This window comes from Methylobacter marinus A45 (genome assembly GCF_000383855.1).
Lineage (GTDB): Bacteria > Pseudomonadota > Gammaproteobacteria > Methylococcales > Methylomonadaceae > Methylobacter > Methylobacter marinus.
Window position 1 is genome coordinate 3,301,228 of the sequence record NZ_KB912877.1, and the last position, 25,225, is coordinate 3,326,452.

Annotated in this window: 21 protein-coding genes and 1 pseudogene; 5 read left to right on the forward strand and 17 right to left on the reverse strand. The window is 52.8% G+C overall.

Going from position 1 to position 25,225, the window contains the following annotated elements; translation table 11 throughout:
• Window positions 1-223 precede the first annotated feature (223 nt).
• The 17 genes and pseudogenes from METMA_RS27065 to METMA_RS24810 form a co-directional block, all read right to left on the reverse strand.
• Complete coding sequence (locus tag METMA_RS27065) at window positions 224-838, reverse strand: phage baseplate assembly protein V (protein ID WP_156830519.1); 615 nt, start codon at window positions 836-838, stop codon at window positions 224-226.
• Between the two features lie 15 nt (window positions 839-853).
• On the reverse strand, window positions 854-2,143 hold the full coding sequence (locus METMA_RS0115775) for a hypothetical protein (RefSeq protein ID WP_020160073.1): 1,290 nt from the start codon (window positions 2,141-2,143) through the stop codon (window positions 854-856).
• Between the two features lie 25 nt (window positions 2,144-2,168).
• Window positions 2,169-2,531, reverse strand: coding sequence for a hypothetical protein (locus METMA_RS0115780; RefSeq protein ID WP_020160074.1), 363 nt, complete (start codon window positions 2,529-2,531; stop codon window positions 2,169-2,171).
• Window positions 2,528-3,187 carry a hypothetical protein gene (locus METMA_RS0115785; protein ID WP_020160075.1) on the reverse strand — a complete coding sequence of 220 codons (660 nt, stop codon included), beginning with the start codon at window positions 3,185-3,187 and terminating at the stop codon, window positions 2,528-2,530. Before METMA_RS0115785 ends, METMA_RS0115780 begins: the two co-directional genes overlap by 4 nt.
• 241 nt (window positions 3,188-3,428) lie before the next feature.
• The gene (locus METMA_RS24795; RefSeq protein ID WP_020160076.1) at window positions 3,429-3,800 is read right to left on the reverse strand and encodes a hypothetical protein; all 372 of its coding nucleotides are present in this window, start codon (window positions 3,798-3,800) and stop codon (window positions 3,429-3,431) included.
• 15 nt (window positions 3,801-3,815) lie between these two features.
• Window positions 3,816-4,091 (reverse strand): hypothetical protein, encoded by a 276-nt coding sequence (locus METMA_RS0115795; protein WP_020160077.1) that lies wholly within the window; start codon window positions 4,089-4,091, stop codon window positions 3,816-3,818.
• A complete protein-coding gene (locus tag METMA_RS0115800) occupies window positions 4,088-6,913 on the reverse strand; it encodes an eCIS core domain-containing protein (protein ID WP_020160078.1) in 2,826 nt (941 codons plus the stop codon). The genes METMA_RS0115795 and METMA_RS0115800 overlap by 4 nt, the downstream gene beginning before the upstream one ends.
• Before the next feature lie 58 nt (window positions 6,914-6,971).
• The gene (locus tag METMA_RS0115805; protein WP_020160079.1) at window positions 6,972-7,265 is read right to left on the reverse strand and encodes a hypothetical protein; all 294 of its coding nucleotides are present in this window, start codon (window positions 7,263-7,265) and stop codon (window positions 6,972-6,974) included.
• Window positions 7,262-9,361: an ATP-binding protein gene (locus tag METMA_RS24800; RefSeq protein WP_020160080.1), complete on the reverse strand. Its 2,100-nt coding sequence runs from the start codon at window positions 9,359-9,361 to the stop codon at window positions 7,262-7,264. The genes METMA_RS0115805 and METMA_RS24800 overlap by 4 nt, the downstream gene beginning before the upstream one ends.
• Complete coding sequence (locus METMA_RS25845) at window positions 9,358-10,761, reverse strand: DUF4255 domain-containing protein (RefSeq protein WP_020160081.1); 1,404 nt, start codon at window positions 10,759-10,761, stop codon at window positions 9,358-9,360. The genes METMA_RS24800 and METMA_RS25845 overlap by 4 nt, the downstream gene beginning before the upstream one ends.
• A complete protein-coding gene (locus tag METMA_RS0115820) occupies window positions 10,758-11,573 on the reverse strand; it encodes a hypothetical protein (RefSeq protein WP_020160082.1) in 816 nt (271 codons plus the stop codon). Before METMA_RS0115820 ends, METMA_RS25845 begins: the two co-directional genes overlap by 4 nt.
• Window positions 11,570-12,307, reverse strand: a complete 738-nt coding sequence (locus tag METMA_RS0115825; RefSeq protein ID WP_156830520.1) for a T4 family baseplate hub assembly chaperone — start codon at window positions 12,305-12,307, stop codon at window positions 11,570-11,572. Before METMA_RS0115825 ends, METMA_RS0115820 begins: the two co-directional genes overlap by 4 nt.
• Before the next feature lie 10 nt (window positions 12,308-12,317).
• Window positions 12,318-12,851, reverse strand: a complete 534-nt coding sequence (locus METMA_RS0115830) for a phage tail protein (protein WP_020160084.1) — start codon at window positions 12,849-12,851, stop codon at window positions 12,318-12,320.
• A gap of 20 nt (window positions 12,852-12,871) precedes the next feature.
• Window positions 12,872-14,896 (reverse strand): phage tail sheath family protein, encoded by a 2,025-nt coding sequence (locus METMA_RS0115835; protein WP_020160085.1) that lies wholly within the window; start codon window positions 14,894-14,896, stop codon window positions 12,872-12,874.
• Window positions 14,897-16,195: 1,299 nt separating this feature from the next.
• The gene (locus METMA_RS0115840; RefSeq protein WP_020160086.1) at window positions 16,196-17,464 is read right to left on the reverse strand and encodes a type II toxin-antitoxin system HipA family toxin; all 1,269 of its coding nucleotides are present in this window, start codon (window positions 17,462-17,464) and stop codon (window positions 16,196-16,198) included.
• Window positions 17,461-17,700: a helix-turn-helix transcriptional regulator gene (locus tag METMA_RS0115845; protein ID WP_020160087.1), complete on the reverse strand. Its 240-nt coding sequence runs from the start codon at window positions 17,698-17,700 to the stop codon at window positions 17,461-17,463. Before METMA_RS0115845 ends, METMA_RS0115840 begins: the two co-directional genes overlap by 4 nt.
• Window positions 17,701-17,865: 165 nt before the next feature.
• Window positions 17,866-18,121, reverse strand: a pseudogene (locus tag METMA_RS24810) (transposase); the annotation flags it as partial.
• A 132-nt stretch (window positions 18,122-18,253) separates the two neighbouring features.
• Here METMA_RS24810 and METMA_RS0115860 point away from each other — a divergent pair.
• From METMA_RS0115860 to METMA_RS0115885, 5 genes are all read left to right on the forward strand, one after another.
• The gene (locus METMA_RS0115860; protein ID WP_020160090.1) at window positions 18,254-21,319 is read left to right on the forward strand and encodes a DEAD/DEAH box helicase; all 3,066 of its coding nucleotides are present in this window, start codon (window positions 18,254-18,256) and stop codon (window positions 21,317-21,319) included.
• Between the two features lies 1 nt (window position 21,320).
• On the forward strand, window positions 21,321-22,160 hold the full coding sequence (locus METMA_RS0115865) for an SWIM zinc finger family protein (protein ID WP_020160091.1): 840 nt from the start codon (window positions 21,321-21,323) through the stop codon (window positions 22,158-22,160).
• 283 nt (window positions 22,161-22,443) lie between these two features.
• The gene (locus METMA_RS0115875; RefSeq protein WP_027147154.1) at window positions 22,444-22,980 is read left to right on the forward strand and encodes an REP-associated tyrosine transposase; all 537 of its coding nucleotides are present in this window, start codon (window positions 22,444-22,446) and stop codon (window positions 22,978-22,980) included.
• Between the two features lie 349 nt (window positions 22,981-23,329).
• A complete protein-coding gene (locus METMA_RS0115880; protein WP_198014524.1) occupies window positions 23,330-23,776 on the forward strand; it encodes a LexA family protein in 447 nt (148 codons plus the stop codon).
• Window positions 23,776-25,050 (forward strand): Y-family DNA polymerase, encoded by a 1,275-nt coding sequence (locus METMA_RS0115885; RefSeq protein ID WP_020160094.1) that lies wholly within the window; start codon window positions 23,776-23,778, stop codon window positions 25,048-25,050. The genes METMA_RS0115880 and METMA_RS0115885 overlap by 1 nt, the downstream gene beginning before the upstream one ends.
• The last annotated feature ends 175 nt before the right edge of the window (window positions 25,051-25,225 follow it).

A 25,225-nucleotide genomic window follows, 5' to 3' on the forward strand; every position in this document is an offset into this window, starting at 1 on the left:
GTTTCGAACCACTAAATAATTGTCCGAGAGCACAGGGGGGCTGTGCGCCTGATGTCGCTGCAGGAAAACCACAACCAACTATTGCGTATTGGTGGGCTAACGTTACAACACCAAGGCCTCCGCTGATTACTCGACCTGCTGGCGGAAACGGCATTGCCTTACCCCCATGTGTGCAAAGAACGTTATTAGCAAATGTAATGATAAATCCAGGCATAACGATATCCTATGTGATATATAAAGCTGCTGTTGCCGGATCACCACTCGGTGCACCGTTTATTGCTACCGCCGGTGCTCCAAAAATCCGAATACCCTTTGGCTCGATCGCGATATATGAGGCTCCACTTTTCAAAAGAACCCCCCCAAAAGGTAAGTAAGGAGGAAGTGGGACATCGCTGATAACCAAAGCATGTTTCAAAATGGATTCCATAAACAACTGTGGTGTAACCCCAGTCGCCGATAATTTCGTTGAAGGCGGTGGGTCTGCCAGACTTCCCCACCAAAAACCAGTCCAAATGGGCCGCTCAGTATCTCCATTCAAAAATTCCACCCATACATTGGCGCCAATCGGAGGCACCACATACATTCCCATCGTCAAACCACCCCAAGGCACACAGGGGTGCGCCCAAGATGAAACATTAGGTCCCCAAACATCCGGCACCTGAACCAACATACGGCCACGGAACTCGGGATCAACGGGATTGACCACAACGCCAGGATGTTTACCCCAGCGTGGGCCTTCACCAGGCACTTCTCCATACCGTGATGATCCTTGATCCGTACTGTCATGGACGCTGAATTCGCTCGTGCCTCCAAAATCCTGCAATGTTGATCTCGACATTTTATTTGTCTCCAGTTAGACGAAAGGATTACCGCTTGAACCCGAAATACGTTGCCCTGCAGCACCTGCGCCAGCGGCAACACTCATACCCAAGTAAGCAGCACCCAGCGACAAGGGTTCGAAGGCATTCCGGGATAGGGTGAAGTTTTGTTTGTATTCTCCCGGTTTAATCGAGTGCGTCACACTGCGGACAAAGTGCAAGCCGTCATGTGGCAAGCCGGCTCCGCGCACCTCGACCAGTCGCCGGGCTTTCAGCAATTGCCCATAACGCAATACGTTCAAACTGCCGGAGCCGGAGATCACTTCCGCAGACCGCGCCGCCTTGGCCAAACCGTAACTGATTACCTGAGGGACATTCAAGTGAGAGATGTTTTGCAAAGGCTCAATACGCAAGGGAATCGGCTGCCTTCTGCCCAGCGGTGGCGAAAGCGGATTTACATCCGGTATCGGAATCGGGATAGGAATCGGCAATTCTTCGGGGCGGATCAGAATGACATGCACCGTCTTGGCAAAACCGTCGAAACTGAAGGTAAGCGAATCAACATTGCTTGCCGCGTCCGAATTGACGATCAGCGCCGCTTGCGGTTTGCCGGTTTTTATCTCCGGCCCCCAATAGGCTATCGATCGCCCTGGTACCGGTTGAACAGTACGCGGAGTAACTACACCTCCAGGTAGCGACGCCTGTGGCAGTTTCGGCAACTCCCGAGGAATCGATATACCTACCGGCGGATCAGGATCGATGTAAAATACATAACCGACGTCATTAGCGAGTCCAGTGATGTACTGCAAATCAGTACCTTTGTGGCTCGGAATGCGCGAGGTTGGGATAGGAATATCAATGTTCACGCTGGGAATAATAATGGGTAGAATCCCAAGCGGAATGTACTTTGCCAATATCAGCGCCACCCTTGCCTCCGCCGGCATGGCGGGATACTTGAACACCCAGCTAAAGTTGATCAAATCCATGATCCGCGACAAGTCTTCCCCAGTGACGTTCAGGCGCGATTGCCCCGGCTCGTTACTGGCAGTAACTTCATGGCGAGTGATGACACCATCCATCAGCACGTTCGGCGTGCCGTTGACCGTAGCAATGATGACCACGCGCTTGGGCGGATCGAAATAGCCAGTCTCGAATTTGCGTCGAGCACCCGAACCTTTGCCAAACGCAAAGGACAGTTGGAATCCGCTTTTTCCCTCAGTTGCTTGTGTCACATTTGTCGACAGCAGGCAGTCGGTTATTTCAGCAGGTACTGGTTCAGGATTTCCAAAGCCCATCATCACTGTCAACTGGATGCCGCTCAGCATGACATTGTTTCCTTTAAATAAATTTTCATGATCCGGGAGCCCCTTGCATTCCTTCTGGCAGGGTGACGCGTAACCGCCGGCCGATACGTTTCGTCAACTCTCCCGGTGTTAACACCCGGTTGGCGTCGGCGATGCGCCAATATAATTCCGCATCGCCGAACACCTGACCAGCAATGTTGTCGATACGGTCGCCTTCGCGGACTTCAATGCGCCCAACCTCCGCCAGCGTCTCAGGCGGCGGCAGGAAACGGCGGCCGACGTAAATATGTTCCACGCCGTTTGCATCCACATGTACCAGCAACGGCAGGCCCCGGTAACGGCTGTTGTCCGCGAACGGCTCAAGTCGTGAACCTTGCGGCGAAAAAGCAAACGTAACAGGATCGATCATAGCAACCTCACATTGCCCAATTTACTTAAATCGCCGTTCCCAGCTTTCTGCGCCAGAAACTCTTTGTTCTTGAGATAAGCCATGAAATACTGGCCGCCCTTGTGGCCGAAGCCAAAATCGCTGATGGTCAAGACTCGCAATCCCAAACTCACCTTGGCGCGTATGGGGTTGAGTTGGGTATCGAACGCCTCCTCGGTGATGGAAAATTCAGTGACCCGCACCGGCGCCACACGCTGGACGCTCCACACGAACAGGGCGAGCGGCGCTTCCACCGGTGCGATTTCCACCGTGCCTCCGGTGAGTATGCTTTCCATCCCGGACAACTGATCGCTGGTGGGGCTGATCAGGGATTCCAGCGCCGCGAGTTGGGGAAAAATGCCCAAATCCTTATAACTGATATTCTGGTCCGGAAATTCCAACTGATCGGTGGCGTCGATCTCAGCTTCCAGCTTGAAGGTTTCCACCGGCGCGCCCTTCAACCGCAAGGCTTCGGAACGATCCCCTGATTCGCCGCTCATCGCTTGGACTTGCAGCGTGCGGGACAGTTGATCTGGATTGTATTGCAGCACCACAATCCGCAGCGGCTGAAACGACGCAGGATCCAGCAGCACAATGCCGGATTTGAGGATTGGCGGCGAACGGGAGAAACCGGTCATGGTTTACATCCCATCCTTATGGTGTTTGCTAATTCTCTATTGTATTGTCTTAAAAAAGTTCTTTTCCAAAAGACAATCCGGAATTGTTGGTCGACTGTAATCACTGTTTACTCCTACCCTAACTCATGTTTACAAACCTGTTTCCAACTCTACTACAGCTTAAATTTACCCACTGCCTTTGACTTACTCTTCGTGTTGCAATCGTTTTTCCGTTTCATTCGGGTTAATTAGAAAATATCAATCAAGTCTGACCCCATTGATTTGCCATTGATTTTGCCAATTGCGGGAAGATGCCGAATTGCGCCGCCGTCTCACTGGGATCTTGGAAACCCAGTATCTGCAAGGGCGATATCGGTAACTGAGAAACCATCTCGAGCTGATCAGTAGCGTCGATCTCCGCCTCCAGCTTGAAGGTTTCCATAGGAGCGCCCTTCAGCCGTAAGGCCTCGGAGCGATCTCCCGATTCCCCGCTCATCGCCTGGGTTTGCAGCGTGCGGGATAACTGATCCGGGTTATACTGCAACACCACGATGCGCTGCGGTTGAAACGTCACCGGGTCCAGCAGCACGATGCCGGATTTCAGGATTTTGGGAGAGCGAGGGAAGGTTGTCATCTGCGTGCCTCGAATTTACGTTGACTCATCGTTCACAGCTCCCCAATCATTAAGTGATTTCGCAACTCGTTTCTTATCTGATCTTTCAGGATTTGCATTCGCTTGACGCCCGGCCATTCCCGGCTTCCTTTCTTTTCCCTGGCTTTGGTTATAGCGTCGAGCTTTGATAGCCAGTGTTTCAACGCCTGTCGGTACGGCGCCGGATCCTCCGCCGTCGAACTCTTGTTCCGGATCTCGTCCGCCCGGCATGTAAATTGGCCAGGTGGCGAGCCTTGCGACGCGGTCGCTCATATTTCCTGCTCCTCAATCCTGTCGACCCCCTCGTGGAACTGATGGATTCGCTCGTCCGCGAGCGTCACCAGCTCTTCGCCGGCACGAAGCGACGCCGCGGCGGCGCGGAAGTCGCCGCGCGTGATCGCATCGCGCGCGGCCGCCTCGTGCTCACGCGGCTTGTCCAACACGTGTGGATCGAGCAGGGCGATTCGCTTGCGGTACCACCACTTCGTGGCGAAATTGCCGTGGGTGGTCAAGGCCGCGTCCAGGTCCTTCTGACTCCGTGCGATGTCGTCCTTCAGGCGCTGATGCCGCTCGCCGAGCGAACTCTCGAGCCGGACGCGGTAGACTTGCATCGCCTGATCAAGGGCGGTTGCTGTCACCTCGAACTCCGTGGCTCCCAGCCGCATGCGGAACGGTCCCATGACGCCGGAGCCGTGCGCGTCCTGCAGCGCGTAGTACGAGGCCAGGTTGTTGGCGTTGTTGGGCAGCAGGCCGATGAGCTCTTCGGCCGATTGAACCAGGCGCAACTTTGCCGGGGCTGGCGGCTGAGAAGCCTCCTGCTTAACCGGCGCCTGCGGCGCTTTCCTCACCGGCGGAAAGAATAGCTTCACACCCGTGCCCGCGATGTCGGCGGAGTCCTCCTTCACGCCCTGGGGTGGCTTGCCGTCGGACATCATCTCCGTCGTCGCCCCGCGGTACTTCAGCCGGCCGTTCACCCGCTCGAAGTGAAACTGCACGACCATCGCGGCGCCCGGATGCTCGAACAGCGCCTGATAGATCACCGGGCGGTTCTGCACCAGCCAGATCTCCGCCTGGTCCCGCTCGTCGTCGTCGCTGATGTCCTCGAGCCGCGCGCGTGTGAGTTCCAGCATCACGGCGGCATTGGCGGCGCGCTGCTGCACCGCGTCAGCATGCTGCTGCTGCGCCTGCGTCGGCGCCAGGGCCTTCGAGGCGGGTTGCGCCCCTCCATAGACACGCTGCCCCTGCGTGCCAGTGAGGCGGGGCGGAGCCGCATCAACCGGCGCCTTCGCCGCGGCAGTGCCAGTGCCGGCGGTTCCGACGGGTGACGAAGGCTGTGGCGCCGCCGGTTGTGCGGGCGTGGCCGTCGTTCCCTTTGCCGCCGGTGTCGATGCTGGAGTAACTGCGTTGGACGGAGTTTTGGCCGAAGAGCTTCCGGAAGAAGAAATTCCGGCCGTTGCGGCACTCGCGGCGGTTGTCGGAGATCCGCCTGGGGACGCTGCTGTGGCCGGCTTCAATGCGGGCTGAGCAGGTGTACCCACCTGCGGGGTAGGCTTGGCAGTGATCGGTGAACTTCCTGTAGTTGGAGGCGGCTGAGTCCGCGTCTCTGGCATGTTTAGATACTTCTTTGCCGTCGGTTTAGCCTGTTCCAGATTTCCACTTGTGGGACTTTCCTCCTTCCCTATGACACCGATGATATCTTCGGTATTTACAACCCGACCATCTACGATGCTTTGTTTCACTTGGGGTGAAGATGGATTAGCGGCAAGAGATTGTTCGCCGACTCGAACTCGCGGTTCATCCCCGTTGACAGCTACTCCTTTCGCTACAGAAGGTTTAGCGGCATTTTGCTCCGCTATCCTAACCTGAGTAGTCGGCGTTTTTGACTGCTTTGCCTTCTGCTTTGCCTTGCCTTTCTCGGTAAGCTCCCCGCGCCAATTAGGAATTCTCTTACTGCCTGCATTCTTGGCGAGCTCGCTGTCCGGCACCTCGGCCAAAGGCTTTTCATGTTGCCCTACTCGTACTTTGGCGTCTGGCGGAGTCAATCCCCCGTGGCGCGCCCAGAATGCGCAATTGGTACAAAAGGCGCGACTTGGCTCTAACGCACCGGGCAATATTTTGTATCCCTCTTTCGCGGCAAAGTGCATAGTTTGAATTTCGGCGTGACCACCGGTGTAAGGCACTGAAACCTCGTCAGGCCTGAGTAGAGATTGATCTAGCGGCAAGGCTGCACCCTCGCCGGCGATCGCGACCAGGTAAACGCGCCTCCCGGTCTTCAACTCGATTGCTGCAGCTCTTGATATCGTGGTATTCCGCTGTTTCTCTGGACTGGGAACCCAATCAGCCATCAGTTCGGCAAGACGGGACTGGTTCTCAGATTTGGAGGGCAGCGACACCACGGGAGGCGATGGCTTGCCATCCTCTGGCGCCCGGAGGACTAGAATCGGCCGCCCTGCCGCGACCTGTTGTTGAAGCGGAAACGGGGACAGACCGAGTTTCACATTGCCTAAATCAGCACGAATTCCATCTGCACCCGACTGCTGCACCACATGCGCCAGCTCGTGGGCAATCAAGCGCCGTCCCTCGTGGGAAGAGGGCGCAAATCGACCCGTACCGAACACGATGTTGTTCCCTACTGTGTACGCATTGGCATTGATGTCCCGCACCGATTGCTCAGCATCCGCCCCGGAATGCACCCGAACTTGCGAGAAGTTGTGGCCGAAGCGCTGTTCCATGTCCCGCCTTAAAGTTGGGTCGAGCGGCCTGCCTGATCTGGCAATGACATGGTCGACACTTGCGGGTGCAGAATCTGTCCCCTCGGTCGCTCGCCCCACGTAGCGCTGGATGCGCGGTGGTATGGCGCTAACAGCAGAATGTCCCGGCGCTGCCATCACCTGATCGGCAACCCGATCAGCTTCCTGCTCCAGCGGATCATTACTTGCCCCTATCGCAAGCTTCCGTTGTAAGCCACTCTTTTTATTCGTACAGCGTGCGCAAGTTGCTCCACTCTCCTCGCAGGCGCACTTGCGTTGCAAACGCGCCAAACCGGCTTGAGAATCGCGCGACGCTTTTAATGGCACCAAACTTTGTTGATTCATATCCCTCTGCCCTCCCAGCTTTCAGGCGGTGAGCTACGAAACAATATGTGTACTCCGTTCATCGCTTTTCCCCCTGGCCATACGATTGCGGCGTCTGACCATCCCACACATGGCTACCCAGAGAGGCTCCGAGCGACTTAGCCAACCCGGTTCCACGCATGTTTCCGGATAAACTCACCTGCATTTGTTCGCGCCGGGCACGGCGCCCTTCCGGCAGGGAGTGTGCAGCGGCTCTTTCGTTCAGTGCCTGCGTTAGCGACTCCCGTAAAGTCTCTTCAAGCGCCATCCGTTCCCCTCGCGAAAGTGTCATACCCTCTATCATCAGTTGATCGATCACCAGATTAATGTTCATGCGGCTTTCCCCTGTTTATCTTCACTGGTGGGAGGCGTCCACAGGAAATCCGAGTTGGAGCCGGGTCTGCCGATCTTGATTAGTTCGGTGCGGATGGCTTCGAGGATATGGGGCATTTCGACCGAGGCGTTTTCTCCTTTGTCTTCCGCCGCCGCGCTATGGGCGGCGGCGAGAGCGGCATTATGGATGTTGCCGCCGGACAGGGTGAAGCGGGACAAGCGATCATAATCCAAATAGTATCCCACGGGGGTCTCTTGCGGGAACACCGATTGCCAGATGGCTTTGCGCTCTTCTGCGCCTGGGAAGGGGAACTCAATGACGTAGCGGGTGCGCCGCAAAAAGGCGGGATCCAGTGCTTGCTTCATGTTGGTCGCCAGGATCGCAACGCCAGTGAAGCTGTCCATCCGGGTCAGCAGGTAGTTGATCTGGACATTCAAGAAATGGTCGTGGCTGTCGTTGGCTTCCACGCGCCGGCTGCTGAACGAGTCGCACTCGTCGAAGAAACACACTGCGCCGCCCGCCTCGGCGGCTTCGAAGATGCGACGGATGTTCTTTTCGGTTTCCCCGTAGTACTTGCTGATCAGGCTCGCGCTGTCGATACGGAACAGTGGCAGGCCGAGGGCTCCGGCGATGGCTTCGGCGGCCATCGTTTTGCCGGTACCGCTCTCGCCGCAAAACAGCGCGGCGAGCCCAAGGCCACGGTTGGTGTGCGCACCGAAACCGAAATCCGAAATGACAGTGGAACGATGCCGGGCATGCTGCACCAGACGTTCCAGTTCGGCCTTGCCGTGAGGCGGCAGTTTGATGTCTTCCAGCTTGGCCTTGGGTTCGATCCGCTCGGCCAAGCCTTCGATATCGGCAGCTCCTCGGGAAATACAGCACTGCCAAGCGCGGTCCACACAATCCGGCCCGTTTTCCAGGTGATGGCTTTCCAGTCCATAAACAGCCTGTTCAACATTCTCCTCGATGCGGGAAGAGGCCAAGGTGAATTCCCCTGCCAAGCGGGCGACGGATTTTTCCTCTACATCAACGCCACGTAGCGCCAAGGCATTGAGCCAAAGCTCTCGGCGTTCTTTCTCCGTCGGAGGCTTGATTTCGATAATGCCCGAACCTTCCAGCTCGGCTATGGCATTGCGGGTATCGATCACTACAGGCTCTCCAATGCGACGCAGATTACGAATCAGGCGCGGATTGCTGGCTGTTACAGCGCGGTCTTCTCCAATCATGGGCATAGTAGGCTCCATGCCTTCGATGTACAAAATCAGAGGCGCCAGACGGGATTCACGCTGCCAAAGCTTAACAAATGTATCGAATTCATCGGGAAGGGTTGGCAGCGTATCGGCTGCGACGGACATGACTTGCCTTCCCGATAGGGCAGAGCTGGCAGCCATGATATCGCGTTTGGAAGCCGTGTCGGCTCCTGTCAATTGCACGATGCCTACCGGTTTTGCGGCCGACAACCACCTTTCGAGACAGCAGGCGATGGCTGCCTGTGAGGCCGGCAAACTTGGAGCTGGTGGCAAGGGGAACAAAAGAGCTAGCAAGCGTTCGTCGAGTCGAGTGGTTTCCCCTTTGATTAAACCTGCGATGTATTCATCAATGCGCAAGTTGGCTGTGAGCAAAGACGCCCCCCCAGTTTGGTGTACTTCCAGCAATTGGAATTTTCGTAAAGGCCGACATGACGACAGAGCATCCGACTCGCGCTTTTCCTGGTCAAAGATTGATAACCCCAGCGCTAGTGTTGGCATATGTCGACTATGGTCGTGGTGCCACGCGGCAATAAGCGCAGGCAAATCCGGGTCGATTTCCATAGCCGCTGCCAGCAGCAGCATGTCCTTGTCGAATTCGGAAAGGTTGAGCTTGTCGGCCATAAGTGAAAATGCGGGTTTTGGATCAGCCTGAGCGGCATCATCCATGGTCTGGCGCGCCGTTATAAGTTTCTTCGCTGAAATGCGTTGGTGTTTGCGCCGCCGGCACCACCAGGGTTTGGGTTTTTCCTCGACGGCCGGCGTACGCGATTGCAGCAATAGTCTGAGCCATTCCAGAGCAGCTTTCAGAAATGTCTGATTGTTGGTTTCGAATGCGCTGGCGTTCATGTCGGCAGACTTATGGTTTGTTCGGGATCGAACTGCGGTATCGGCGTAGTGCGATCCCGCACCAGCTCGTTGGTCACGCCGTCGACCCGGAGCGTAACGGGGATCAGCGCATCGGAAGCGGGGACGCCGACGAGCGGTATCGTCAGTTCGCCGACGGTATCCGTGGTCACTGGTTCGGGGGACAATGGCTTGCCCCCGACATGGATATCGACTCTGCGGTCCTCCAACTGTTGTTTCCAGATATCGGGGAAGAATTTGATCGTTAGCTTAGGCTCGGCTCCGGAACCGGAGATAGTTGGTTTCGCGGAAATACGCGGCGCCAGCAAAAATGGCATCTCATTAGTAAGGGGCAAGATTTTGCCGTCTCGTTCGATGCTCAATGACAGTGTGTACTGACCGGCCGGCCAGTTTTTGACCTGAGTTCCATCGGTTGCCGCCGGCAGAACGATTCGTAATTTTGGGGTGGTAAGAGGCAGCGTAACCTTGACTTTGTTGGGTTTTGCGGTCCGCATCCCTTGACTGTCCTCTTCGAAAAGCAGTCGATGCCGAAATTCCGCAGTGATCTTTTCTCCGTTCAGATGAACACCTCTCACCTCCAGCACATCGCCCAATTCGGCGGTTTGCCGTTCAATTTCGATCTCGCTGCCGTCCTCCGGTTTTATTTGAATAGCAAGAATTTTCAACTCGGTAAGGGTCGGCGCCTTTGGCACCGGTTTATCAAGATTTGCCTGGCTCTCGATACCTCGGTCTTTTTCTCCGCGGGTCAGTACCGGCAACGGCGATTTGGCAGGCTTATTATGTTGAATTAGCACGGTAGAGACCTGGTAGACCATGGTGGGGCGGTATCGCGCCTGCATGGCGGTCCACAAACGGGATAGTTCGTCGGCCGAAAGATAATTCGGGATAATCTTGATCCGTTCGATCTGGTCGGCAAGATCAATAGCCGTCCTTCCGTCTTCGTCTGCCGGAATTTGGGCAATTTTAAGGGGGTTGGCGGGGATTAAGCTCAACGAGTTACGGATATCTGAGCGATCAAGAACCAATTCGTGGAATAATTCCATGGCATATCCCCATAATACTTCTGCATTCAGGTCTTCCTTCCCATAAGTTGTCAACATATAGTGTAGATCAAGCGCCAATGGCGGATTGCTAAGCCGTTCGCCGTTTGAACCTATCGATGGCATGCCCTGATTTCGCCATCCTTGGTTCGGGGTGACTTGATATAGAAATAAATTGATACGGTTTTCTTCGTTCGCACCGGTTTGTATACGATCCGGTGGCAGCGCGCTGACGGTAAACGGCCCTATCGAGGCAAGATCGAGATCGATATTTGTCGAACCTTTATTAAGGTGGTCTTTTAGTACGGCAGTGACCCCGGCAATAGCAAGCGGAGAACTCATGAGCGAGCTCCCCGAGACCGGCTTTGTAAATAAGCTTGTAACGCGCCGTCATTTGTCGCTGGAGCGGCTGTTTTCTCCGGTTTCGGTTGCGTTGCTTGAATATTGGCACGAACCTCTATTCTACCAATGTGAATTTCAATATTGGGTTGGTGGGCATTTTCAATAGCCGGCGAAATCAGCGTTTGTACCGGTTGCATTTTGGGGATCAGACCTGTTTGCCGCCCGGACTGTGGTATCGATGGTTTTAAAGCGTGTATTTCCCGTAGAGTTTCACGCTCGACGGTGGTCAATTTTTCAGTGATCGTCTTTTTTTCTTTCGGGAGCTCATTGGCATGAGATAGCTGCAATGAATTTGGAGCCGGTGGCATGAACTTATTGGCTCCAGATGAAAATTTATTTTCATGATCTGATGTCCAAACTCCCTTGAACTGCGGCTCAGCTTCGGGAATCTGATAATTAGGCTGCCCTAAAGTGCGCGCTAGTTCCGACGGAGGTACCTGATATTGAGAACTGACTTTTGGTTGCAATGAATTTTCTTGAGGAAAAGACGATTTAACTGTTCGCAACCCAATTGCTTCTGATGACTCCTCTCTGAAACCGGGTTTTGGCGAAGAGAGTGATGTTTCCGATTGCTGCTCTTCGAAAGGTGGAGTATCCATATTCGCATCGATCATTTCGAATCGGTTTGGCAGACGCGGACGGAGGCCTTGGTTCGACTCAATTGTGTTACCTTCAGATTGGGCGACTTCATGGTGTGCCAATGCGGAAAATAAGCTTTGCTTTGCCGGTGGATTTGTCGTTTCCATTTTCATAATTCCAGCAACTCCAGGTAGCTGCGGCGGCGCTCAGGGGTAAGGGCTAATATTTCCCGCTCGCTCCATCCGAATGCAGAGGCAAGCCGGGCGATCTCGAAGAGTATGCGCTTTGCCAGATTGCCGATTTCCAGCCATAAAAAATCGATGACATGCAGCACTTCTAGCCAATCACTCCCGCAATCGGGGCAGGTCAGGTTCAATTCGATATGCGCTAGGGGATCCATCTCCGTGATCTGACGTTCCAAGGCTTCCAAGGCTTCTTCGGGCAAATCATGTAGTGGGATGCTTTCTCCATTACGTACCGATTTGTCGATCAGACGTTCAACCAGTTCCCTTTCAGCTTTGATGCCAGATTTATCGACAATTGCCAGAAGATCAACCGCTGTGGGAAGCCGGAAGTCGATTGTGCAATCGTCATGGGTAAAGGAATGAATGAAGTTTTCTTCCGAGATGGGTTCTGTTGCGTGATTCAACAGTCCCTCTATGCCAAACGCGGTCTCAATCGGCGCGTTGCACGCGGGGCAGCTTGCCAGACAGTTCAGGGTTGGGCCGAAAAGCTGTGTACGCAATTGGAGCAGCCTTGCATTCAATCCGCCTAGCGGCATATTTGCAAGAATTTCCCTTTCTTCCGGAAGGAAGGCTGACAGAAGCAGTAAACTACACCGACACGGAGAGGCTGTACGGCCTGCATCCCAGATATCGAGTAACTCTGCTGCGCTAAGTAGGCGCATAGATTGAACCTCAGGCCGGTGGCTCATTAAAGGTTATTTCTGCAGGCTCGGCGACGTCGTAATCACGCTCCCAACCTTCGTTTTCCAGCTTTATGTGCTGGATCAGAACAGCATTGGCATTGGCATCGAGATCGGCCATCGGCTGAAATTCTGAAATCCAGCACCGGTAAACCTTATAACTGATCGCCACTTGTCCGGCTTCGTTATAGAGCTTGATAATGACGTTTTTTCTAAAATCCTTGAGGGAAACTTCCTTACCCAAGCCCGCACCAAAATTCCACACTTTGTTGGCCCACTGCTCGAATTCCTTGTCGTGGGTCACACCTCGCTCAAGGGTAATGGCTTCATAATCGGTACGGCCAGGTGATTTTCTACTACTACTCGGATCGCCACCTTCTCTATGTTTCACAACTTCGGTGGTACGCTTAAGCATGCTCACTTTACTGACGCCAGCAATCGGGATAGTGTTACCCTCCCAAAAGACCTGGAACTTGAAATTCTTGTACGGATCGAACCGCTGGGCATTTACTGAAAATTGGGCCATGGAAATTCCTCGAACGGTTACTAAACTTCGATTTGACCAGCCATCTGCTGGAGCCTGATTACTACAAACTCGGCCGGTTTTAACGGCATAAACCCAACATCAATATTAACAATGCCAAGATTGATATCGTTTTGCGTCGTTGTTTCGCTGTCACACTTAACGAAATAAGCTTCCCTTGGAGATCTACCCTGAAACGCCCCCTGACGAAACAAATTATGCATGAAGGCACCCACTGCAAGCCTGATTTGTGCCCAGAGCGGTTCGTCATTAGGTTCGAATACGACCCATTTGGTGCCGCGATATAGGCTTTCTTCAATGAACAACGCGGTCCGTCTGACAGGAATATATTTCCATTCGCTAGCAAAGCCATCGGCGCCTTCTAAAGTTCTAGCACCCCAAACCACTTTGCCATAGACTGGGAAATGCCGTAGGCAATTGATTCCAAGTGGATTGAGTAGGCCGTTTTCCAAATCAGTCATTGGGACATGAAGAGAATTTACCCCTTTCAAGCTAGCTTCGATGCCGGCCGGCGCTTTCCAGACGCCTCGTTCGGTGTCGGTGCGTGCGAAAATCCCTGCAACAACGCCGCAAGGTGCAAATTCTTCGACTTGGTTATCGCGGAAAGGGTTAGGTTGTTTTACTCGAGGAAAGAAAATTGCGGCGTTTTTGCTCTTAGTTCCAATTTCATCATCCGTAGCATTGATCCCGGCTTTGGCTGTATCGATGGTCTTCCATTTTTTGGGTGGATCAACAATCAGTATCGCTCTCCGTTCCTCGCAATAGGCTGCGGCGGCAGCAATCACGCCGACATCCACATAGGTGTCAGCATCCGCTTTATTGTAAGGAGGAATACAAAGTAGATTGAAAAGGCCATCCCGCGCGTAGAGTTGCTCCAGCGCCTTAAGTCCAGGGTTCTCAGGGGTAGAGGGGTTGGGAAGGAATGTCTCAATTTTTAAGTCATCACCATCGGAAACTGATGCCAAGGTTAGTTTGACAGCCTTTTCATACGCTTTTTCTTCATCAGCTCTATCCTTGGGATTTGGTTTGCTTTTCTGAGCCTCTTTTAGATTCAAAAACGCGGTACCGATTTCATCCCCTAAGGCCTTTGCATCACCTATACCATTAGCTTCAAAGTCTGGAAGGGTAGTTGGTAGCTGCTCGCCCTTTTTCCAACGTAAGAGTTGTGATTCTTTTTCTAAAACTTTATCGATGCGCCTGGAGCCGTCTGCTACTGTTAAATTAATGAACGATTCCGAAGATCCTCCCGGAGATAAATCGGTTATGGTCAAATCGAAGGCATCCGGTTTGCGCGGGGTCACTATCAAATGCAGATAGCCCCCCCATTTTCCGTAACTGATCGCTTCGAACTTAAGGTTATCTACGACTAATTCTCGCCGATCAGTAGGTAAGGCGGTTTTTTCCGCTAGATCAATGGTATCTTTTATGGGAGTAATGTTGTCTTTATCCTCAGCCTTGTCGTCAAGGCGATTAATAATTTTACCAGCGACTTCCGCAGCATTTAAGGCCCACTGAGTCTCAATCCACTTTTGCTTTTTTGCATCATCTCCTGGGTGTGCCTCAGAATCTTTCCTCGCTGCCACTTCTTCTGCTCGGATACTTCCAGTCGTAGATCCGTCTTCCTTTCCTAGTTTTTCATAAAACGCATTCTTGACTTCAGACCCCTTTGACTTTCCTTTCATCACAGTCTTCAGTGCCTCAATTGCGAGTCGGCGGACTTCCTTCTCGTCAATACCATTTTCTGTATCCTTAATAAATGTAGGCTGAAACAGCCGAACAATTACTGCTCTAGAGCCACCATTAAGATAAAAATCCCGTACCGCAAAAGGAAGCTGGCTACCTTGCCAAAGCCCCCCGAATTTGCGTTCGAAATCCGGCCAACTGGTAATGTCCGTGGCTTCCCCAACAGGGCCTTTGCTTGTACGACCCACAAAAGCGGTAACCGATGTCGGCACAGAAACAATGGTACGTACTCCACTGGGAATTTCTTCGACATAGACGCCTGGATAACTTAGTGAAGCGGGCATATAACAGCCTCCTTCCGGTTCAAGTCATAGGATGTAGATGCCTGCGTCTCCTAAGAGATTAGATCGACAACAATGTTTTTCTTGTCGAAAGCACCTTCATAATCTTTACATCTGTCAGCCTTCTCGTTTCTTTAACTATAAGTACTCAAATAGATGGCTGTGCCGTTACTTAAACGATCTAGTTTAGCCGATCCTTGTGTAACCAACCCTATCGTTGCCGAACACAAACTAACCCCTCGGTACCGGTCTCTGATTGACCAGAGCCGGAGAGTCCAGTGACTCTTCACTTGGGCATCACTGTGATTCGTAGTTGGTTGACCGAACTCCGACAAGATGTCCTCGAACTAGTCAATCTATGGTCGTCAGCAACACAAATGCAGTTTCTGCTACTATCAAATACCTTTTTGTTTGAATGCTAAATGACAATTCAGCTGCTATGTTTTTCTTCGGCGCGATTGCGACTCCGTGTTGATTAGAACGCTAACTCACTCTAACGCCCTAAATGATCTGTCTGCGTTGGAAATGATTTTCCTTGTTTTGCGTAACATTACAATTTGTACAAATGCTTAAGTAATGCTACGTAAAGACCAAGTCCGAAACACCAGATTTTATTGCTTGAAAACTACAGTAAACTTATGGTGGTTCATAATTCTTCATACTATTTTTGAGGAGTAGCTATTCCATGGGACACTCACGGGACACTAGTCGGTAAATTATGGCAATAAACAGTAATAAATGGCAGCAAGAAATATTTTTAAGTTATTGAATCAATTATTCCTGTTTGTTATGGAGATTTGCGAATTATTGAATTTAACTCACTTTTAATGCGATGGTCGTGCGTTCGAATCGCACACGACCCACCAACAAAACCAAATAAATTAACCAGTTAGCTTTCACGGGCAACTGGTTTTTTTGTGCCCGAGATATCAGTGTAGTAAATTTGTCACAAAAAATTTCTATCTTATTGGCATGCTCAGGAACGCGCATAAAATAACTTCCTCAAGTGGGCGGATGAATTTCCGGTGTAGGTGCGGATTTATTTATGCCCTATGGGTACTTGTGCCCTTCAGGGTATCCGCACAGTGCGAATGAATTCGCACCTACAATTTCCTGATTTATTCCATGCCCATTACTCAGCAAGATGTTCGGGAGACAAATGCGCATAACGCATTACCATCTTCACACCCTTCTAAATTCCTAATTCCTTTAGTACATGTAACGGGGCCCCCTGTTGTATATGTCAGCTAGCCCAAGTATGGCGCAAATCATGCCGGCGAAAATCTTTGATGCCCGCTCGCTTCAGTGCTTTACGCCAAGCCTGGTTTTCATCTGCGCGACAGAGGCCAGCACTCGTTCTTGGATGTGCTCAATCATCAGCCATTCGTCGGGCGTTGAGTCCGCTGATCGAAGCATGTCCGTAGCACCGGGTAAAGCCGACTCGACGCGCTGAATCAGGTCAGCCATGACTCTGCGGACAAACTGCGGTTTGGTAGCGATCTCTTCAGCGAAACGATCCCAATGGCGAGCCATCAGCCATCGTGGCCGGTTTTCACCGCCAATCCTGAACGCCAGCTTCTGACTTAAGTTGGGATACACGGTGGTACAAACCAGATCGTAAAACGGAGCCAGTCGGGTTCGCTTGCCGATAGTGATCAGCGATAAATTTTTAGCATGGCCATCCATATTGCCGACCAGGACATTGAATATTACCCATTCGATCAGGCGTTTTTTATCGAGCGCGGGTTGAGTGCTATGCGCCAGTACCGTTTCAAAACAGGTTTTTAAAGAAGGGCCGCCTTCAGACTCGTATTTCTTGCCGGAAGTAATTCCCAGCACTTGGCACAGATCGTTTTGATGCAAACGCCGGAGCCGCCCGTCAGCACCGATTTCGCGATCATAGCGGCTGATGACCACAGCACCCAGCTCGGCAACATAACGGACTTCAGCCACATCAAGCTTGCTATGACGCGCGAGCATCATGATCATCGCTTCGTTAATGGCCGTGTTCGGGATGTCATAACGATGCTGCAGGGACGGCTTGATGATGTGACTGGATGGCGCAGCCCCTAACGGAATCGAGATGTTGCCATTGGCATCGATAAACACCGTCATCTTGTCTTGGGCACCCGACAGCGACATGCGGGCCTGTTCGCCCGAGAGATCGAGCGGAATGCCTCTTGACCGGTCAAACCATTGCAATATGGATTCCGGCGTTACCGGCAAATAGTGCGGCTGACCGGATGGCTGCATGTCTTCCGGCAGGATCGAGAAAGCTCCGGCAGTATCGCCGCCAAAGCGTTCCAGCAAGCCAAAGATGTTGCCCGAAGAAATATGCGCGGCCTTGCTGATGAATTCGAGCACATCACCTTCCGGCAAAAGGTTTTCGAAAAACGCGGTCACAGGGTCTCCGCGAAAGACCTGGTCGGCAAGCGGCAGTTCAGACGATAAAGGAATGGCCTCAGGGTTGGTCAGCCAGTTCGGCGAATAGACAAAGGACATGTCATTTCCCTCGCCTTCATTTAAATGGCCGACTAAATGTTCTCCGGCATAAACGGACAGGCGCTTCATCGGTTACGATCCACGATCACGACGTCGAGGCCGAGTAAATTCAAGATATGTATGACCTTGTCGAATTGCACTGTACCTTTGCCGTTTTCCAGATCACTGATAAAGCGGGTACCGGTTTGTCCCAGTCCGGCAAGATCGGCTTGGGTGAGGGCTTGGGCTTTTCTATGGGCGGCAACGATCCGGCCTACGTCCTTTGCCGAGCTGATATTACCGTTCGGTCGTTTTTCTGAATTCATGAGGTTTCATACCCTTATTATTACCGTTCGGTAATTTTATGAGATAAGTTAACAATATGACAACTCAATATTCCCGAACGGTATTTTTTGCATGTTTCAGCTCAATCATTTGCCGCGGCATTGACAATGGATAACCTCTTTCACTTAGCGCGCCGGGCACAACACTTACCGGGCGCTAATCAGGCTCAGGCGCTGGCAGACAGATCGAAACAGGGACTGGAAGGGATAATGGCTTTAGCCGCAGCCGGATACGGCGGGTATTGCGGATGACCATGAGGCCGGTTTTAAACAGTTTCAGGCGAATGGTGGCGCAAGTGGCCTGCGCCAGTTCGGTGTTTTTCAGTGCGATCCGGCGGATGGCCTCGATCAGCGGATAGGCCAGCGTCGACAGCAACAGGCGAAACGGGTTCGGCCACCACAGACGCATGATTTTTTATCATTCCTGAACCGGCCGTGACATTGCCTTTACTCTAAATCGCAGCATGGGTTCATTGGCTATTTGCTGTTCTGTCATAATATATTCTTCCTTAGCCTTATCACGCAGACCGTTTTTATGAATGTAATACATGGAGCCTGGATTCCGGAAAACACACAGGATTTCATTCAATCCGGCGGTTTTTATCTGTGGGTGGAAAGCGACGAGGTTCTGACTACTATTAAAAATAAAAAGGATGTTCATCCACAGCATTTGCAGGGTCAGTCCTGCCTGGATTTTTTAAAAGATGAGCTGGCGGTCAATCCTGTAAACGCCCGGCAGGGGACATTGCTGTCTTTATGTCTGCCCACTTATCGGAACAAGCCGCTGCCGTCGCCGGAACTGGAATATGTCGAAGTTGACGGGGCAGTGACGCTGCAGGACTGGCAGGTATATGCCTATCCATTGCGGGAACCTCTGAAAACGATCAATAACATTCATTTCCTGTGCTGTTTCCAGGCCAGCAACAGCCGTATCGGCAGTGACTTTTTGTTTTGGTATTACTTCAGCCAGTCGTTAAAACAAATTTTTGCCAAGGATCAGTATATTCCGCGGTTGTTAAGCAGGAAAGCGGGTGAAAAGATCGAGCTATATCGGCGCTGGCAAGCGGTATCCAGTCACTATGAGGGTTTGATACAAACGGCCGCCGCTCAAATGCCGCTGGCCTGCGGCCAGCAGTACGAGCCTGAATCATTGTTGCGGCATTTTGCCGAAGTGGTCGTTCATGAATTGCTAAGCGCAGCCGCACAGGAGATGCCGCAAAGTTTTACTAGAAAAGTTCAGAACGACTTTTTGGAAACCATCTTGTCGCAAAGACAGACAGCGGCGCCGATCCGAACCTGTCAGCAACTTCCCGATGAGTTTAGGCTCTGGCAGCACTGGCAGCAAAAACTGTTGGGAACCGATGCTCAAAGCGCCCTGCATTTAGGCCTGCAATTATTGGAAGCCGATGCCGATCATGTTGACCAGTGGCGTCTGGTGTTCTTCCTGTCCTCGCACAAAGACCCGTCGCTTAAAGTGGATTTATCTGATTACTGGGCTCATAAAAGCCACTTTCATAAAATGCTGAGTCCGCAATTCGGCCCGGCGATCGACCAGCAGCTATTGGTTAATCTGGCGCAAGCCGCCCGCATTTATCCCAAGTTGTGGCAGGGGATGGAAGGCAGCGAGCCCGAAAGCGTGCAGCTCAATCTGGATGAAGCCTTTGAGTTTTTGAAAGAAAGCGCGTGGATATTGGAGGACGCCGGTTTCAAAATCATCATTCCGGCCTGGCTGACGCCCAAAGGCCGCCGCCGGGCGAAACTTCGCCTGCGCACGTCCGGCAAAGCCAAGTCCGCATCGGCCGGTGCGCAATCCTATTTTTCCATGGAATCACTGACAGATTATCAGTACCAGCTGGCCATCGGCGATGAAACGCTGAGCCCTGAGGAATGGCAGCAGCTGATCGATACCAAAGCGCCGCTGATCCATTTTCGCGGGCAATGGATAGAGCTGGACCGCGATAAAATGCAGGAAATGCTGGCTCTTATGCAGCAGCAAAGCGCCGCCATGCCGGAAATGTCGATGCAGGAATTATTGAAGAAACTGGCCGAGGAAGCCGATAGTTTTGAACTGGATGTGCACGACAGCCTGGCCCGGATGCTGGCAAAACTATCCGATAACAGCCAGCTCGAACCCATAGCCAACCCTGAAAAGCTCAATGCGCAGCTGCGGGACTATCAAAAACGCGGCGTGTCCTGGCTGCGTTATCTGGAAAGTCTGGGATTGAACGGTTGCCTGGCCGATGACATGGGCCTGGGCAAAACCATGCAGGTCATCAGCCTGCTGGTCCTGGAGCATGAGCAAACGAAGCCCGGTCCTACGCTGCTGATTGCACCCACCTCAGTCATCGGCAACTGGCAAAAGGAAATTGAAAAATTCGCCCCGCACCTGACTTCGCTGATTCATCACGGCAGCGGACGAGAACAAGATGCCGATGCTTTCAGGCAACTGTGCCTGCAGCATGACCTGCTGATTACCTCTTACACGCTCGCGCGCAAGGACAGCAAACTGCTGAGCGCCTTGCACTGGCGGCGGGTGGTTCTGGACGAAGCGCAACAGATCAAAAATCCCAAGGCGGCACAGACCAAAGCCATTTTAAAACTCAATGCCGATGCCCGCCTGGCGCTGACGGGTACGCCGGTAGAAAACCGCCTGATGGATTTATGGTCCATTTTCAATTTCCTTAATCCCGGTTATTTAGGCAACCAGACGCAGTTTCGCAAAGCCTACGAGTTGCCGGTGCAGCGCGATAACGATCCAAGGCAATCGGCCATCCTGAAAAAACTCATCCAGCCTTTTGTGTTGCGGCGCTTGAAAACCGATAAGGCGATCATCAAGGATTTGCCCGATAAAATTGAAAACAAGATTTACTGCAATCTCAGCAAGGAGCAGGCGGCCCTGTATGAAGTCGTGGTGCAGGATGTGGCGACACAATTGGAGGAGGCGGAAGGCATTCAACGCCAGGGCCTGATGCTGTCCACCCTGATGAAGCTGAAGCAGATCTGCAATCACCCGATGCAGTTTCTGCAAGACGGCAGCGTTTTTACGCCGGAACGCTCGCACAAGCTTGAACGCATCGGCGAAATGCTCGAAGAAGCGATGGAGCAGGGCGACAGCGTCCTGGTCTTTACCCAGTTCACCGAAATAGGGGAACACCTGGAGCGTTATCTGGCAAAAGACAAACACTATAAAACCTATTACTTGCACGGCGGCACCCCGCGCGCCAAACGCGAGCAGATGATCAGTGATTTTCAAGACCCGGAAAGCGGCCCCGGCGTGTTTATTCTCTCGCTCAAGGCGGGCGGCGTGGGCATCACCTTGACTCAGGCGAATCATGTGTTTCATTTTGACCGCTGGTGGAATCCGGCCGTTGAAAACCAGGCCACTGACCGGGCCTTTCGCATCGGCCAGAAAAAGAACGTCTTCGTGCACAAATTTGTAACCCTGGGCACGTTGGAAGAGCGCATCGACCAGATGATCCGTGATAAGCAAAAAATGGCCGACAGCATTGTCGGCAGTGACGAAAGCTGGCTGACCAAACTCGACAACCAGGCGTTTAAAGACCTGATTGCCCTGAATAAACACAGCATTTTGGAAGATTAGCATGAGCAAATATGCGAAAACCTGGTGGGGCCGGCGATTTATAGCCGCCCTGGAAGACTTTACCGACAGCGGCCGCCTGTCGCGAGGGCGTTCCTATTCCCGCGACAACCGTATCAAGCAATGGGAATTCAAAGAGGGCAAAGTCGAGGCCAAACTGCGCGGGAACATCAATCCTTATTTTGGCACTTATAAAGAGCCGACTTATAAAGTCAGCGTGCAGATGACCCGGCTATCCGAGGAGCAATGGCAAAAAATCATTGAAAAACTCGCGCAACGGGCCAGCTTTATCGCCAGATTGCTGCTCAATGAAATCCCGGAAAACATTGAAACGGTCTTTGAAGATGCCGGCTTACATTTTCTGCCGAATGACTACAGGGATTTTAAAGTCTCCTGCAATTGCCCGGACTATGAAGTGCCGTGCAAACACATTGCCGGCGTTTGCTATCGTTTGGCCGGACAATTTGACCAGGATCCGTTTCTGTTATTCGAAATGCGCGGCCTGGCGCCTGAAAAGTTGCTGCGGGAATTGGCGCTGTCACCGCTAGGAAAGGTTTTAAGCGATGCTAAAAGCGGCGCGACTGCTGAATTAATCCCGGTGGACAGTTTTTACACCCGACCCGCCTCCATAGCGCTCCCCCATGAAATCAGCCTGAAAGGCTTTTGGCAGGGGCAGCACCCTTTGCCCAAAAGCATAGAGCCCAGCCAACCGGCCACTATTCCCGCCATGCTAATCAAAAAAGGGGGCGATTTTCCGGCGTTTTGGCAAAAACAAAATTCATTTATCGAGGTTATGGAGGAATTTTATCTCAGGATGCGCAAGAATACCTTGAAGGGGCTGTGATTGGGAGGCATGCTTGTGCAGTCGGAAAAAATCATCGAAGCGCACGGCGGTAAGCTGGGCGAGCAGATGGCCAAAGGTGCGGAACTCGATCAGCTGATCCGGCAGGAGTATGAGTTTTAAGCCCAAAAAACCGTAGGTCGGGTTAGCCTTTGGCGTAACCCGACAGGTCGGAGCCAAGTAGACGCATCGGGGCACGAAAGTGTCGGGTTACGCTGCGCTAACCCGACCTACGGAGCTGATTTGCAATGAATAATTTTAGCGATAGTGTAACCGGACAATAATCATGCAATACCGACGCGTATTCATCCCAGGAGGGAGTTATTTCTTTACCGTAGTCACGGAAAAACGCAGGCCGGTGTTTAACAATGCAGCAATGGTCGAAGTCCTGCGCGACGCATTTCGCAATGTACGCAAATCCCGCCCGTTCGAGATCGACGCGATGGTAGTAATGCCGGATCATTTACATTGCCTATGGACATTGCCGTCCGGCGACAGCGATTACGCTACCCGTTGGAGATTGATCAAAACCGGGTTTACCAAACATTGCGATCCGGCGTTGCGGCAATACCGCAACGCCTCTCGCCAATCGCGAGGCGAACAGGCGGTTTGGCAACACCGTTATTGGGAGCATGTGATACGTGACGAAACCGATTTTCAGCGCCATGTCGATTACATCCATTACAATCCGGTCAAACATCGATTGGCGTCATCGCCAATCGATTGGCCGTATTCCAGTTTTCGCCGTTATGTTGAAGCAGGCATATATCCGCCCGATTGGGGGCGAGACGGCATTGATCTTGAAGGTGTAGGTCATGAATAAACAGCACCAGCACAACGAAACCGTAATCGTAGGTCGGGTTAGCCCTTGGCGTAACCCGACAGATCGGAGCCAAGTGGGCGCATCGGGGCAGGAAAGTGTCGGGTTACGCTGCGCTAACCCGACCTACGGCGCTATCCTGACACAGGGGGATCCTGGGAGAGTTGTAGCGCCAGACCCGCAAAGGTGGTTGAGATACGGATTATAAAGCGTAGTGAGCAAGGATCATGTCCCCATTTTGGTCAGTGCCGCGCCTGTGATTTATTTTTGTCAGTTCAGCAAAAAATGCCTAGAATGCCAGAGAAAGAGAACAAAAAGAGAACAAGAATAACCATCTTTTTTCGAGCGCATTATGGATCAATCACTTATTGGAATACATGCAACTGATCTCTGGCGTCCTGTCCGCGGGCAACGGTTGCCGCTGCCAATGCCGGGCGGCAAGGTGGCGGCGGGCTTTCCCTCGCCGGCCGATGATTACATCGAGAAGACACTGGATCTGAACGAGCTGCTGGTCAAAAAGCCGGCTGCTACCTTTTTTGTCAGGGCCGAAGGCGAATCGATGCTGGGCGCCGGCATTCATCCGAACGACATCCTGGTCGTGGACCGCTCCCTGGAGCCGGTAGCCGGCAAGGTGGTTATCTGCGCCTTGAACGGGGCTCTGACCGTCAAGCGTCTTGAACAACGGGCCGGGCAATGGCTGCTGGCGGCCGAAAATCCATTGTATGCCGATATCCCCGTCAACGAAGGCCTGGAACTGGTGATCTGGGGCGTGGTTACGGCCGTGATTCATCCCTTGTGATGACACCTCTGCTGGCCCTGGTCGATTGCAACAATTTCTATGTCTCGTGCGAACGCCTGTTCCGGCCGGATTTGTGGAACAGGCCGGTGGCCGTGCTCAGCAACAACGATGGCTGTATCGTCTCCCGCAGCCAGGAAGTGAAAGATTTGGGGATCAAAACGGGCACGCCGGTGTACCAGATCCAGTCTCTAATCAATAAGCACAACATCCAGCTGTTTTCGTCCAATTACGCCCTGTATGCGGATATGTCGTCCCGGGTGATGTCGCTGCTGGAGGAATTTGTCCCGAGCATTGAGGTGTATTCGATCGATGAGGCTTTTCTGGATTTGACCGGCGCGTGTCAGGAAGATCCTGTCGTTTACGGCCAACGCCTGCGCACCACTGTGCAGCGCTCCACCGGCATTCCGGTCTGTGTCGGCATGGGGCCGACGAAAACATTGGCAAAATTGGCTAATTTTGCCGCGAAACGCTGGTCGCGGACCGGCGGTGTGCTGGATCTGTCGGATCCGGCGCGGCGGGAGAAACTCATGCGCATCGTGCCCGTTAGTGAGGTCTGGGGTATTGGTTCGCGCACTGCCGGCCGCTTAAACCAAATGGGCATTGTCACCGTCCGGGATCTGGCCTGTCAGCAGGCTGAGCGCATACAGGCGCGGTTCAATATTGTCGTGGCCAGAATCGTGCTGGAGTTGAACGGCATCCCATGTTTGGCGTTGGAGGAAATAACGCCGGACAGGCAGCAGATCATCTGTTCGCGCAGCTTCAGCCGCCGACTGACGGAATATCGGGAATTATCCGAAGCCTTGGCCGAGTTTTGCAGCCGGGCCGCCGAAAAGCTTCGCAGCCAGCACTCAGTGGCCGGCCACATCAGCGTGTTCATCCGCACTAATCCATTCAATCCCGACGAGCCGCAATATCAGCGCTCGGCAGGGATGATGCTGCCTTCGGCCACGCAGGACACGCGTATGATCGTCAGTGAGGCGCACCGGTTGTTAAAGGTGATATTCAGGACCGGTTATCGCTATCACAAGTGTGGTGTACAGTTAAGCCATATCCAGCCGGCCTCTGTACCGGGGCAGCGGGATCTGTTCGATTTCACGCCCCGCGGAAAGGCCGATAGCCGTGCGCTCATGGACATGATGGACCGGATCAACCGCCGGTTTCCGAAAGGCATTGCGGTGGCGGCCGCCGGCTTTGATAAATCCTGGCAGTCAAAAGTGGAACGGCTCTCCGGCCGCTATACGACCGATTGGCGAGAGCTGGTGCGTGTGAAATGAACAGGACCGGGCAGCTCAAGCCGCTTCACGATGTTGATGAAGCCGGACGCTTCAGGATCCGCTCGTAAAATAATCTCTCTGTTTTAAGCATAAGATGTGCCGACGACAGGAGACGCATCGCTTCCACGAGGCTTCAATAACCGTGGCGAGCAAGAAATGAGACCATCCTGAAAGT

Excerpts from the sequence above, each read along its gene's own strand:
- METMA_RS0115865 (WP_020160091.1), top strand. The coding sequence starts at position 21,321 with ATGAGCAAATATGCGAAAACCTGGTGGGGCCGGCGATTTATAGCCGCC.
- METMA_RS0115860 (WP_020160090.1), top strand. The coding sequence starts at position 18,254 with ATGAATGTAATACATGGAGCCTGGATTCCGGAAAACACACAGGATTTC.
- METMA_RS0115775 (WP_020160073.1), bottom strand. The coding sequence starts at position 2,143 with ATGCTGAGCGGCATCCAGTTGACAGTGATGATGGGCTTTGGAAATCCT.
- METMA_RS25845 (WP_020160081.1), bottom strand. The coding sequence starts at position 10,761 with ATGAGTTCTCCGCTTGCTATTGCCGGGGTCACTGCCGTACTAAAAGAC.
- METMA_RS0115875 (WP_027147154.1), top strand. The coding sequence starts at position 22,444 with ATGCAATACCGACGCGTATTCATCCCAGGAGGGAGTTATTTCTTTACC.
- METMA_RS27065 (WP_156830519.1), bottom strand. The coding sequence starts at position 838 with ATGTCGAGATCAACATTGCAGGATTTTGGAGGCACGAGCGAATTCAGC.
- METMA_RS0115820 (WP_020160082.1), bottom strand. The coding sequence starts at position 11,573 with ATGAAAATGGAAACGACAAATCCACCGGCAAAGCAAAGCTTATTTTCC.
- METMA_RS0115885 (WP_020160094.1), top strand. The coding sequence starts at position 23,776 with ATGACACCTCTGCTGGCCCTGGTCGATTGCAACAATTTCTATGTCTCG.
- METMA_RS0115800 (WP_020160078.1), bottom strand. The coding sequence starts at position 6,913 with ATGAATCAACAAAGTTTGGTGCCATTAAAAGCGTCGCGCGATTCTCAA.
- METMA_RS0115840 (WP_020160086.1), bottom strand. The coding sequence starts at position 17,464 with ATGAAGCGCCTGTCCGTTTATGCCGGAGAACATTTAGTCGGCCATTTA.
- METMA_RS0115780 (WP_020160074.1), bottom strand. The coding sequence starts at position 2,531 with ATGATCGATCCTGTTACGTTTGCTTTTTCGCCGCAAGGTTCACGACTT.
- METMA_RS0115835 (WP_020160085.1), bottom strand. The coding sequence starts at position 14,896 with ATGCCCGCTTCACTAAGTTATCCAGGCGTCTATGTCGAAGAAATTCCC.
- METMA_RS24800 (WP_020160080.1), bottom strand. The coding sequence starts at position 9,361 with ATGAACGCCAGCGCATTCGAAACCAACAATCAGACATTTCTGAAAGCT.
- METMA_RS0115845 (WP_020160087.1), bottom strand. The coding sequence starts at position 17,700 with ATGAATTCAGAAAAACGACCGAACGGTAATATCAGCTCGGCAAAGGAC.
- METMA_RS0115785 (WP_020160075.1), bottom strand. The coding sequence starts at position 3,187 with ATGACCGGTTTCTCCCGTTCGCCGCCAATCCTCAAATCCGGCATTGTG.
- METMA_RS0115795 (WP_020160077.1), bottom strand. The coding sequence starts at position 4,091 with ATGAGCGACCGCGTCGCAAGGCTCGCCACCTGGCCAATTTACATGCCG.
- METMA_RS0115825 (WP_156830520.1), bottom strand. The coding sequence starts at position 12,307 with ATGCGCCTACTTAGCGCAGCAGAGTTACTCGATATCTGGGATGCAGGC.
- METMA_RS0115880 (WP_198014524.1), top strand. The coding sequence starts at position 23,330 with ATGGATCAATCACTTATTGGAATACATGCAACTGATCTCTGGCGTCCT.
- METMA_RS0115830 (WP_020160084.1), bottom strand. The coding sequence starts at position 12,851 with ATGGCCCAATTTTCAGTAAATGCCCAGCGGTTCGATCCGTACAAGAAT.
- METMA_RS0115805 (WP_020160079.1), bottom strand. The coding sequence starts at position 7,265 with ATGAACATTAATCTGGTGATCGATCAACTGATGATAGAGGGTATGACA.
- METMA_RS24795 (WP_020160076.1), bottom strand. The coding sequence starts at position 3,800 with ATGACAACCTTCCCTCGCTCTCCCAAAATCCTGAAATCCGGCATCGTG.